Below are 11,711 nucleotides of genomic sequence, written 5' to 3' on the forward strand. Positions count from 1 at the left end.
AGGACTACAATGTGGCCATTGTACGACAATGTAGTGATCGGGTGCGAATGATGCGAGTTTTGGGGCTTTTCCCTGGATTGCTGTTTGCTGGGCTGGCAGTGCTGCCGGCCGCGGCAATGGCTGCCCCGGATCAGCCCTATGTCAACCTGTTTGGTGGCGATACGTTCTTTGGGTCGGGTAGCCATTTGGATGGCGGAGGCACGGTAGGTCTGCGTGTCGGGCAGCGTTTGGGGCGGCATCTGGGTATTGAGGCGCAGGTGGCGTCGGCCTTTGCGCGACTGCAAGATCAGAACAAAAGCAATGCCAATCAGTACAGTGGTTCCATCCTTGGTAACTACTATGTCTTTTCTGGGGATTCCTCTCCGTATCTTTCCTTGGGGATCGGTGCTTCGAGCGACGTCTTCAGCCAGCAGGCTGGTCGGGGGACCTCGCCGATGGGGATCTTTGGTCTCGGCTACGAGCAGCGCTTGGGTGACCATTTCGGCCTGCGCCTTGGCGTGCAGGATCAAATCCTCTTCGACACCCCGCGCGCGCAGGGGGGTGCCCTGAACAATGTCCAGGTGACGGGTGGCATTTCCTACTTCTGGGGTGGCAGTGAGGGCAAGCGCGCCTTCCCCATTATCGCACCGACGCAATCGGGATCTTGAGGGTTTTTCGCGCTTGCAATGAGCGCCTTTCAGTTTCTTGTGGTCGGACCCTCTGCTATATTTGCCTCACTTTTCTGCGATTGACATCGCCTGCAGCCGAGGAACCGTCCGCATGTCCAAAACCCATCTCTTCACCTCTGAGTCCGTATCCGAAGGCCATCCCGATAAAGTTGCAGATCAGATATCCGACGCCATTCTCGATGCGATCCTGGCGCAGGACCCGCGGGGGCGAGTCGCTGCTGAAACGCTGATCACCACCGGTTTGATTGTCCTTGCCGGTGAGATCACCACCACGGCGCAGGTAGACTACGCCGACGTGGCGCGGCAGACGGTGCGCCGGATTGGCTACGATTCCTCCGAGATGGGTTTTGACTGGGCCTCCTGCGCCGTTGTACAGACTCTCGACAAGCAGTCGCCCGATATTGCTCAGGGTGTCGACGAGGGTGCCGGCCTGGATTTGGATCAGGGGGCGGGCGACCAGGGGCTGATGTTTGGCTTTGCCTGCGACGAAACCGACGTGCTGATGCCCACGCCGATCTACTTCGCCCACCGCCTGACCGAACGGCAGGCCTTGGTGCGCAAGGATGGTCGCTTGCCCTGGTTGCGCCCCGACGCCAAGAGCCAGGTGACGGTGCGCTATGAGAATGGCCGCCCGGTGGCCATCGACGCGGTGGTTCTCTCCACGCAGCACAGCCCGGATGTGACACACAGCGATCTGGTGGAAGCGGTGCGCGAGGAAATTATCAAGCCCGTCCTGCCGCCAGAAATGTTGCACAAGGGCACCCAGTATTTCATCAATCCCACCGGCCGCTTCGTGATTGGCGGACCCGTGGGTGACTGCGGTCTGACCGGCCGCAAGATTATCGTCGATACCTACGGCGGGCAGGGGAGTCACGGCGGTGGCGCCTTCTCGGGCAAGGATCCCTCCAAGGTCGATCGTTCCTCCTCCTATGCCGGTCGCTACGTCGCCAAAAACATCGTTGCCGCGGGATTGGCCAAGCGTTGCGAGGTACAGGTAGCCTATGCCATCGGCATCTCCCAGCCGGTCAGTCTGATGGTCGATACCTTTGGTACCGGCGTCATTGACGACGATCGCATTGCTGCCCTCGTGCGCGAGTATTTCGACCTGCGTCCCAAGGGCATCATCCAGATGCTCGACCTATTGCGGCCGATCTACAGCAAGACCGCCGCGTATGGGCACTTTGGCCGCGAGGAGCCGGAGTTTACCTGGGAGCGCACCGATCGTGCCGCGGCTTTGCGTGCCGCGGCCGGTCTGAACTGATTTTTTACCTGTACCGAGGGGCGCTGCAGCCGTCGTGGTCCGGCGGTCAGGCTCGGTGCGGGTCTTCGCTTCAACCGCGCTCGTCTTTCAAAGGAGATAAACCCCGATGAATGCCGTGTTGCAAGACCAAGCTGATTATAAAGTTGCTGATCTGTCCCTGGCCGACTGGGGTCGCCAGGAAATCCGCATTGCTGAGACGGAAATGCCGGCTTTACTGCGGATCCGCGAGAAATATCGCGCCGAACAGCCCCTCAAGGGCGCGCGCATTGCCGGCTGTATCCACATGACCATCCAGACTGCCGTCCTCATCGAGACCCTGGTGGCTCTGGGGGCGGAGGTGCGCTGGTCTTCCTGTAACATCTTCTCTACCCAGGATCAGGCGGCGGCGGCCATTGCCGCGGCGGGGATCCCGGTTTTTGCCTGGAAGGGCGAGACCGAAGAAGAATACTGGTGGTGTGTGGAGCAGACCATCACCGGCCCGGGGGGCTGGAAGCCGAACATGATCCTCGACGATGGCGGTGACCTGACCGGCCTCCTGCACGAAAAGCATCCGGAACTATTGGACGAAATCCACGGCGTCTCGGAAGAGACCACCACCGGCGTCCATCGCCTCTGGGAAATGCTCAAAGAGGGCAGCCTCAAGATCCCGGCCATCAACGTCAACGATTCCGTAACCAAAAGCAAGAATGACAACAAATATGGCTGTCGTCACTCGCTGAATGACGCCATCAAGCGTGCTACGGATCACTTGTTGTCCGGCAAGCGCGCCCTGGTGCTGGGCTATGGTGATGTTGGCAAGGGTTCCGCTGCTTCCTTGCGCCAGGAAGGAATGATCGTGCGGGTTACGGAAGTCGATCCGATCTGCGCCATGCAGGCATGCATGGATGGCTACGAAGTGGTTTCCCCCTATCGGGATGGAGTGGATGACGGTTCGGACGCCTGCATCAATCGAGATCTACTCGCGCAGACCGACCTGCTGGTTACCGCTACTGGCAACTTCAACGTCTGCAATAGTCGCATGCTGGCGGCACTGAAGAATGGTGCGGTGGTCTGCAACATTGGCCATTTCGACAATGAGATTGATACCGCCTACATGCGCAAGACCTGGGCCTGGGAAGAAGTGAAACCGCAGGTGCACAAGATCTATCGTGACGCCGCGAGTGGCAGCAAGGCCAACCCTGACAGTCATGACTACCTGATTCTTCTCTCCGAGGGTCGTCTGGTGAATCTGGGTAACGCCACGGGTCACCCCAGTCGCATCATGGACGGTTCCTTTGCCAACCAAGTCCTGGCGCAGATCCACCTCTATCAGGCGGGCTTCGCCAAGCTGTCGGCTGCGGAAAAGGCCAAGGCGATTCGGGTGAATGTGCTGCCCAAGCAGCTCGACGAGGAAGTGGCACGCTACATGGTCGAGGGCTTTGCCGGGGTGATTACGCAGTTGACCACAGAGCAGGCGAACTACTTGGGCGTGCCGGTGGACGGCCCGTTCAAGAACGACGCCTACCGCTACTGATGAAGACGCCGGAAATCTCGGTGGAGTTTTTTCCACCGAAGAATTCGGCGGGCGAAGAGCGTTTGCGCGAGAGCATGGCCGCCCTGGCTGCCTTGCGCCCAGCCTATGCCTCGGTTACCTATGGCGCGGGCGGATCCACTCAGGAGCGTACCCTGGCCACGGTGCGCCTGATTCAGCAACAGGATGGCTATGAGGCAGTGCCGCATCTCACCTGCATCGGTTCTACCGAGGCGGGGATTCGGGAGCTCCTGCAGCGCTATCGGGACTGGGGGGTGCGCCGGATTGTCGCCCTGCGCGGTGACCTGCCGGAAGGTATGGAAAATCCGGGGTTCTTCCGTCATGCCAGCGATCTGGTCGCTTTCATCCGCGACTTCGGTGGCTTCGAGATTTTCGCTTCGGCCTATCCCGAGGTCCATCCACAGGCGCAGCATGCGCGTGCGGATCTAGATTATCTTGTCGCCAAGACCGAAGCTGGGGTGGACGCGCTCATCACCCAGTATTTTTACAACCCCGATGCCTATCTGCAGCTCCGTGACCAGCTGGAGCGGCGCGGGGTGACGGTGCCGATTCTGGTCGGGGTGATGCCCATCCATAATTTTGAGCAAATTGCTCGTTTTTCTGCCCAGTGTGGGGCAGAGATTCCGCGCTACTTGCGCCTGCTGCTGGAAGCCCACGCCGATGAACCGGAGGCGCAGCGCGAAGTGGCTGCCGATGTGGTCGCGCGCCAGTGCGATCTCCTGCTGCGAGAAGGGGCACCAGGATTGCATTTTTACACCCTGAACCAGGCAGAGGCTACGCTCGCCATCGCGCAACGTCTGAATATTTGAGCGATTCCGCTGCGCTGATATACACTCATAGCTAATTTGCCGCGCTCGCTGCGTGCTACCCCCTTTTCTTTGCCTATCAAGGAGCAGTTCCATGTCGAAAAAACATCCTGTCATTGCGGTGACCGGGTCCTCGGGCGCGGGTACTACGACCGTCAAACATGCCTTTCACGATATCTTCCACCGCCTGGATGTCAATCCGGTGGTGATCGAAGGCGATAGCTTCCACCGCTATAATCGTGTCGAAATGCGCGAAGCGATTGCCAAGGCCGCTGCCGAAGGCAAGACCATCAGCCATTTCGGACCCGAGGGGAACGATTTTGGCTCCTTGGAGGCGCTCTTCCGCCAATATGGCGAGACCGGCACCGGCAAGATGCGCTATTACGTGCATGATGATGCCGAGGCCGAGCTGCGCGGCAGTGCCCCGGGTACCTTCACGCCCTGGCAGGACATTCCGTCCGGCACCGACCTGCTCTTTTATGAGGGGCTGCACGGCGGCGTGAAAACCGAAGAGCACGATGTGGCCAACTATGTCGATCTGCTCGTCGGTGTGGTGCCGGTGGTCAATCTGGAGTGGATCCAGAAGATCCATCGTGACAATGCCCAGCGCGGTTATTCCGCCGAGGCCATTGTCGACACCATCCTGCGGCGCATGCCCGATTACATCCACCACATCACCCCGCAGTTTAGTCGCACGCATATCAACTTTCAGCGGGTACCCTTGGTGGATACTTCCAATCCTTTCATCGCTCGCGATATTCCTACTCCCGATGAGAGCATGGTGGTGATCCGCTTCAGCGACCACAAGGAAGAGAACTTCCCGTATTTGCTGCAGATGATTCCTGGCAGTTTCATGTCACGGAAAAACACCATCGTCGTGCCCGGCGTCAAAATGGGCTATGCCATGGAGCTGATTCTTGGTCCGCGCATTGAGCGGATGTTGTCGGAGCGCTGAGTTCCAAGGGGGAGTTGGGTCAAGGGAGCCGAGGCTATGTCCTCGCCCTTTTTGGCAGTCAAAGTGTTTTGTGTTGTTTCGTGGTAGCTGCCAGTTTTGGATGCCAAAGTTTGGTATTCTCTTGGAGGCATGAGGTTGCAGCAAGTCATCTATCTGGTGTCTGAGAAGGTTCAGGTTTTACCGTCGAAGTCTTGGGTGCTCGTTGATGATGTTGAGAGTGTGTTGGCGAATCCGGACTCGTCTGCGGCGGGATTCTTATTCGACGAACTACCGCCCGAGCTGGCGGAGCAGTATATCCATCAAGTTCGTCGTTCGGCATTCTGGATGTCGCCAGTCTGGTTTACGATGGCGTCTCAAATAACCCCCACGCTCGACGCAGTGGGTGATGGTGTGGCCGTTGTTGGCGAAGATACCCTGCGTTCTGCGCTTGCTTTGCAGGAGCAGTTCTCTACCTTACGTCTTAATCCGGCCAAGGCACAGAGCGATGAAAAATTGCTGGCGTACTTGTATTGTCGCCAAACAGAAACTGTGTTGAAGCCAATCCTTGATCGTCTCAGCCCGTCTCTGTGGCGTTATCCGCTGGTAGAGAGTTTATCAGGGAGCTCTGCAGCGGCTTCCTTTATCCTGATTGAGGGCTTGACCCGTCGCAGGTTGCTGATGGCGAAAGAATTATGCGACCGGACTCACCACTGCCCGAGATGTGGATCGGCACAACACAATTTTATTGATGTCTGTCCCCATTGTGGCAGCATTGATATTGCAAAGGCTTCCTTGATTCATTGTTTTATTTGCGGGAATGTTGCGCCGCAAATGGACTTTATGACCGCTGATGGGCTGGTTTGTCCAAATTGTTCCACCCGACTGCGCCACATAGGGGTAGACTATGACCGCCCCTTGGACCAATACCACTGTAACACCTGTCGCTATAATTTTGTGGATCCCGATGTCATCGCTCGCTGTTTACAGTGCAACAGCAAAAACCAGCCTGAGGAGCTAGAAAAACGAGAGGTCTTTACCTATACATTAGCACCTCAGGGACGTAGCGCTCTTCGTATGGGGCAACTTGATGACAATGTTGCAGTGCTGGATGTTCCCGCTTTTATCGTGCCCAATTATTTTCGTCGCGTCATCTCGTGGGCCTTGGCAGTACAGCGGCGCCATACGACTTTTGGTTTTGGGTTGGTAAGCATGAAAGTTGAGAATGTTGCTGCAGTCGAGAATGAAATGGGTTCTCCTCAGACGCAGATGATTCTCGATGAACTCGGTCGGCGCCTAGCCGAATTGTTGCGCGAGTCCGATCTGGTTACGCGTACCAGCGACGAGGTATTCTGGATTTTTCTTCCAGAGTCTTCGGCCAAAGGATATGTAGAGCGAGTGCAAAGCGTAGTTCAATCGATGTTGAATGTCACCTCGCCACCACTACAGATGCAGTATTCGCTGTTGCAATGCCCTGAAGACATCGCGGCGAGCGATGATGCGGGCAGTTTGATGGCTAAATTGGAAATCCCGCGTGAGAGAGACCAATAATGTGGAGCGAAGCATGGTGGACATTTCTCCATATCTGGTACGCCAGTTCCAGAAGTTCGATGCTGCTGGTTGCGGCCAAGTTTTTTCCATTTGCCTTGCTACTTGAATTCCCCTTACAGCTTCTCGTTTTTTTGGGAATACTGCGATGGGGATTACGTCGACGTATCGGTGTGAACTCCCCAAAAGGGTTTTTCCCGCGTGTCAGTTGTCTGATCACCTGCTATTCCGAGGGCGAAGAGGTGAAAAAAACCATTCGCTCCCTTGTTGAACAGGACTATGCTGGGACTATAGAAATTATTCCGATGGTGGATGGTGCAATTCAAAATGCCGCGACGCTGCGCGCCGCCCGGCAAGCGCAGCGGCAGCTTTCCGGACGCGCAGACCGCCAGATTCAGGTAGTGCCTAAGTGGCAACGTGGTGGTCGCGTATCCTCGCTCAATACGGGTCTTGCCTTCGCGCATGGTACGGTTGTGATGGCCCTCGACGGGGATACTTCCTTCGACAACGATATGGTCCGGCGTGCGGTAGCCCATTTCGTGGATTTCAATGTCATTGGTGTTGCAGGCAATTTACGGGTGCGTAACGGCGCACGGAGTCTGGCTACGCGGTTCCAGGCGATGGAGTATCTGCTCTCTATCAGCGCTGGCAGAACGGGGCTGTCGGAGTTCAATATGGTCAATAACATCTCGGGAGCGTTTGGTGTCTTCCGTGCTTCCTTTCTCCGTCACATTGGTGGCTGGGATACGGGTACGGCGGAGGATCTAGACCTGACGCTGCGGATGAAGCAATTTTTTGGTCGCCACCCGGGATTGCGAATCATCTTCGATCCCCACGTCGTCGGTCACACGGACGTCCCGGAGAGTTTTACAGCGTTTTTCAGGCAGCGCTGGCGTTGGGACGGGGATCTTTACTATTTGTATATTCGCAAGTATGGAAAAAATTTCCGGCCTAGCGTGCTTGGCTGGAAAAACTTTTTATTTACTATCTACAGTGGTTTGATTCAACAATTGCTGCTTCCGTTTATTATCGTATTGTATACGATTTTTCTTTTTGTCAGCTATCCGCCTGGGCCGGTATTGGGTATTCTTGGGTTTGTGTACTTCATTTATTTTCTGGTTCTGAGCTTTTTATATGGTCTTTACATGCTGTTGGTATCGGAACGTTGGAAAGATGATTTGTCGTACGCTATCCTGCTTCCATTTTATCCTTTGTTCGCGTTTTTTGTGCGCGTAAATTCGTCGTTGGCAATCCTGCAGGAAATGTTGTGGAAAACGCATCTGGAATCCTCCATGGCACCATGGTGGGTGCTGCGTAAATCAAAATTCTGATGGGTGGTGAAGTCATGCCCCGGTGCACGAGAAGCAGCACGTTGCTCCTGTGTCTCCTGTTTGGAATCACGCCGGCATTGGGGCAAACGCTTTCCTCTGTGTTGGAGGAGGCGTGCAGCTCAGCATTGGCTAATCAGATCGCCGATAGTCGGGTTGAGCAGGCGAAAGACGATCTGGCAGCTGCAACCGCAAATTCTGGTTGGCGGCTGTTTGCTCATGTTGGTTGGGCGGTACGACAGGATGTTATATCCTCTCAGCAGGTAGTGCGCTATTCTACCGGTACCAGCACCATCGGTCTGAGTCTGCCGTTGTTAGGGTCCGCTCAAAGCCAGCAGCGTGCTGTTCTGAAATCGAAACTTGGGGTCGAGGAAGCACGCGTTCAGGGCGAAAAGACTCGCCATACCGTCGAACGCCTTGTCCTGGAAGCCAATAGCACATTGTATTTTGCTAAACTCGAGGAGCGGCTCGCCGAGACTTTCTTACGCAACGACTCAACAGATAGCCTTTGGTTGCAGCGCCGCGAGCAGGCCCATTTGCTACTTTTGTCAGATCAGGAGGATTTCCTATCGATGTTTGATCTGGCGCGACGTGATTTGGCCAAGGCTCAGGCTGGGCAGAGTCTAGCGCTGTCTGCTCTGCGCCGCCTGAGCTCTTCCAAGCTCGGTGATTATATCCCGGTCGAGCCTCCCGTGAGTGCGCCATATGTCCCCGTAACCGACACGATGATCGATTCGGTGCCAGCAGTCCGCGCTGCAGCAGTGGCCATGCAGGCGCGCCAGAAGGAGTCGCAGATGACCAACTTCACTGGCATCAGTGCCAGCTTGGATTTCAGTACTGGTTATGATCCAGGTTTCGGTGTGCCCAATGGGTGGACCGCAGGAGTGGGTGTGCAGGCCTCTATCCCATTGCAGATCACTAAGTTGCGCCGGGCCGAACGTCAGCGTTTGCAGGAGGCCGCGTTGCAGTCGCGTTTGGACTGGGAAAATCAGCGTCAGGAGACAGGGAGTCAGCTTCGTGACCTTCAGTCGCAATTGCAAATCAGTCGCCAAGACCTGGTGGCGTCGTGGCGACAGCTCGGCGGAGCCTATGCCGCATGGGTGATTGCTAAACGCCGTGCCGCCAGTCTAGGTGGTGACGTGCTGGAAAAAGAGCTCCAAGCTCGATACGCCCTGTATCAGGCGGCGATAGCCTACACACGTGCTCAACAACGTGCGGCGCAGAGTGTGATTGCTTGGGCGGTGGTGAGTGGTCAGCTCGACGCTGCTATACCAAGAACGATGAGAAGTCCATCTGAACCTGAATATCGTCGGCCAGTGGATGATAGCTTCCCCATCGGTGAACCGAATTCAGCAGCGGATAGCAGTGGTCGTGCTACGTTGGCGAAACCTTTGCCTTCCCACGCATCCGCGTCTCGTATCAGCTCAGCCTCCCATGTCCTTTCGCGAAACGCAGGCCTTCGGTCTCCTGCTCTCGCTTTGCTGCCCCCACCTGCGTTGCCGCGGGTATCTACGCAACTAGCTCAGTTCCGTCAGAATTGGTTTGGCTTTACCCTGGCAGCACTGGGACCGTCGGCCAAGGGACGACGCCTTCAGACATCCTTGGGATGGTATGTTTGGAATGGAGAAGCCTGGCTGGCCGATCCAGCACAGGCAAATGCGCTACCCGACAGTAGCCGAGTGGTGCTGCTGTCTTTCAAGGCACCTACTCTCGACAGCTTTCTGGATTCCCCTGAGGCTGCTGATCGACTTCGCAGACTGGTCTCTCACCTGCACGCGAGCGGGCTGCAGGTATACGCTCTTTTTGGTTACCCCCAATTGGTGTTCCCGCAGGGTAGACGAGCGGTGCTACGCTGGTTGCCGCCAATGATTGATGCCGGAATTGATGGAATTGCATTTGACGCGGAACGAAGTCAGCTGCCTGAGTCAGAACGTGCGGCGTGGGAAGAGGGTCTGGAAAAAGCAATTGCTGCTGTGCGGGATGTTAGTCCGTTGCCAATAGCGGTAACCGTCAACTGGCGTGATCTCAGCCAGCCAGAGTTAGCCGCTGCGTTGCGAGGTGCCGGTGCCAGTGTGTTGGATGTCATGCTCTATGTGGCAAATCCTAAGCGGGTTGTCGAGTTGACTCGTCGGATATTGCCTAACGCCGATGGGCTACCGGTTTTTATTGCCCAAAGCATCGAGCCTCATTTGTCTGATGAGGAGAGCGTTGCATCCCTTGGTCGGTCCGTCGCTTTGTCGCGCTGGCGAAGCATTAGCGATCAGCTATCCGGCTCGCCAGGCTTTGCCGGGATCATGGTTCAATCGTGGGAGGATTACCTTCGTGCGCCTCAGTGACCTCGCTATCCACCTATGCTTCGTGGCAGTAAAATGGTCCTGTCTTGGCGGCGTACCTGTTCCTGACAGGGGACTGCATGAAAATCCACTTTGATCGGCCTCCTGTGTCTCCCGATTCATCGGGCGGTTTGCCGACCCGCTATGCTCCCGGCAAAAGGCCTGTTCCGCCTTGGCGCTGGTATGTGTTATTGGCAATCATCCTCGCGTTGCCCGCGTGGCTGGCCTATGAATTTTTTGTAGGCTTCATATTTCCTAGCGCTCCAGCCTTTGTGCTCATGCATCAGGTCGTGATCAAGGCAGGGGTGGAGGGGGAAGTGGTTAGTACCGTTGCCGCCGGGCAGTTGGTGAAAACCGGCGAGCCATTACTTCGCGTACGCCTTTTGCCTAGCCAGGGCGCTGCGCCAACCGCCAGCGTCGCTTCTGGGCAGCGTGCGGCGCTGCTCGGCTTGTGGCAGGGAGAGGTCGCTGCTCTCCGGCATATAGAGCGTCTCGCTCAGGCGGAGTTGGCGCTGCGGCAAAATCATCTGCAAGTCATGCATGCGTTGCTCCAAGAGGGTGCCGCTACTGCAGCGGATATGGCTACCGCACAGCAGCAGTGGCTCTCAGCGCGTATCCAACTTGAGCGGGCACGTATGGATATCACCGCCACGGAACGACAACAGCAAGAGGCTCTTGCCAAACTGGATGCCGCTGCAGCGCCGACTCCCATTGCTGCAGCGCCAGCGCCTTTGCGGGGAATTGTTGCCCAGGTATTTGTCCGCCCACTGCAACAGGTCGACCCGCAAACCGATGTGGCGATCGTGCGTGATCAGGCATCTTCCTGGGTCCAGGCTTACGTCAACCCCCAATACATCGGACGCTGCCGAGTAGGGAAAGCGGTGACAGTGGTTTTTGGCAATGGCGCGCACTTTCCCGCACACATATCTCGCGTGTTGAATGAGTCGATGAAGCTGCCGCCCGGCAGGGTATCGCCACTGGAATCTCGAGAGCAGGCTATAGTTGTGGATGTTGTCACGAATGAGCCATTGCCTCTAAATTACAAAATTTATTATCTGCCTGCAAAAATCGTTTTTGTGCCAGGCTGGTTGCGACCGATAGCCAGCGCAATCGACGAATGACTCGCGGAGACTGTGGAATCTGGAGCAAATGGAAACATTCACTCTTTAGATTCGATAAGGATGACTATGCAACAGAATAAAGAATTGATACTGGTGATTGGTGGTGCTGGTTTTATCGGCTCTCATTCGGTGGACCACATGCTGGCGGAAGGCTACGCGGTGCGAGTTCTCGACGATTTTTCCA

General features: G+C 56.3%; 10 protein-coding genes and 1 riboswitch. All 10 genes read left to right on the top strand.

What is annotated here, in order from left to right:
• Positions 1-47 precede the first annotated feature (47 nt).
• Positions 48-647, top strand: a complete 600-nt coding sequence (locus tag AC2VNM_RS10465; RefSeq protein ID WP_483166372.1) for an outer membrane beta-barrel protein — start codon at positions 48-50, stop codon at positions 645-647.
• A gap of 112 nt (positions 648-759) precedes the next feature.
• Positions 760-1,929: a methionine adenosyltransferase gene (gene metK / locus AC2VNM_RS10470; RefSeq protein ID WP_486913257.1), complete on the top strand. Its 1,170-nt coding sequence runs from the start codon at positions 760-762 to the stop codon at positions 1,927-1,929.
• A 9-nt stretch (positions 1,930-1,938) separates the two neighbouring features.
• Positions 1,939-2,018, top strand: a riboswitch (S-adenosyl-L-homocysteine riboswitch).
• Between the two features lie 17 nt (positions 2,019-2,035).
• Positions 2,036-3,442: an adenosylhomocysteinase gene (gene ahcY, locus AC2VNM_RS10475; RefSeq protein ID WP_486913258.1), complete on the top strand. Its 1,407-nt coding sequence runs from the start codon at positions 2,036-2,038 to the stop codon at positions 3,440-3,442.
• Positions 3,442-4,269, top strand: coding sequence for a methylenetetrahydrofolate reductase [NAD(P)H] (gene metF / locus AC2VNM_RS10480; RefSeq protein ID WP_483167349.1), 828 nt, complete (start codon positions 3,442-3,444; stop codon positions 4,267-4,269). Before ahcY ends, metF begins: the two co-directional genes overlap by 1 nt.
• A 91-nt stretch (positions 4,270-4,360) precedes the next feature.
• Positions 4,361-5,221 (top strand): phosphoribulokinase, encoded by an 861-nt coding sequence (locus tag AC2VNM_RS10485; RefSeq protein ID WP_483189723.1) that lies wholly within the window; start codon positions 4,361-4,363, stop codon positions 5,219-5,221.
• 135 nt (positions 5,222-5,356) lie between these two features.
• Positions 5,357-6,748: a TackOD1 domain-containing metal-binding protein gene (locus AC2VNM_RS10490; protein ID WP_486913259.1), complete on the top strand. Its 1,392-nt coding sequence runs from the start codon at positions 5,357-5,359 to the stop codon at positions 6,746-6,748.
• Positions 6,749-6,807: 59 nt separating this feature from the next.
• Positions 6,808-8,076 (top strand): glycosyltransferase family 2 protein, encoded by a 1,269-nt coding sequence (locus AC2VNM_RS10495; protein ID WP_486913260.1) that lies wholly within the window; start codon positions 6,808-6,810, stop codon positions 8,074-8,076.
• A gap of 125 nt (positions 8,077-8,201) precedes the next feature.
• Positions 8,202-10,409 (top strand): TolC family protein, encoded by a 2,208-nt coding sequence (locus AC2VNM_RS10500; protein ID WP_486913261.1) that lies wholly within the window; start codon positions 8,202-8,204, stop codon positions 10,407-10,409.
• Positions 10,410-10,486: 77 nt separating this feature from the next.
• Positions 10,487-11,527 (top strand): HlyD family secretion protein, encoded by a 1,041-nt coding sequence (locus AC2VNM_RS10505; protein WP_486913262.1) that lies wholly within the window; start codon positions 10,487-10,489, stop codon positions 11,525-11,527.
• Between the two features lie 66 nt (positions 11,528-11,593).
• Positions 11,594-11,711, top strand: a 118-nt coding sequence (locus tag AC2VNM_RS10510; protein WP_486913263.1) for an NAD-dependent epimerase/dehydratase family protein, incomplete at its 3' end; no start/stop codon positions are given.

It is taken from the genome of Acidithiobacillus sp. TH-A67 (assembly GCF_057473545.1).

Coding starts and splice junctions, on each gene's coding strand:
- AC2VNM_RS10465 (WP_483166372.1), top strand. CDS start 48: ATGATGCGAGTTTTGGGGCTTTTCCCTGGATTGCTGTTTGCTGGGCTG.
- metK (WP_486913257.1), top strand. CDS start 760: ATGTCCAAAACCCATCTCTTCACCTCTGAGTCCGTATCCGAAGGCCAT.
- ahcY (WP_486913258.1), top strand. CDS start 2,036: ATGAATGCCGTGTTGCAAGACCAAGCTGATTATAAAGTTGCTGATCTG.
- metF (WP_483167349.1), top strand. CDS start 3,442: ATGAAGACGCCGGAAATCTCGGTGGAGTTTTTTCCACCGAAGAATTCG.
- AC2VNM_RS10485 (WP_483189723.1), top strand. CDS start 4,361: ATGTCGAAAAAACATCCTGTCATTGCGGTGACCGGGTCCTCGGGCGCG.
- AC2VNM_RS10495 (WP_486913260.1), top strand. CDS start 6,808: ATGCTGCTGGTTGCGGCCAAGTTTTTTCCATTTGCCTTGCTACTTGAA.
- AC2VNM_RS10505 (WP_486913262.1), top strand. CDS start 10,487: ATGAAAATCCACTTTGATCGGCCTCCTGTGTCTCCCGATTCATCGGGC.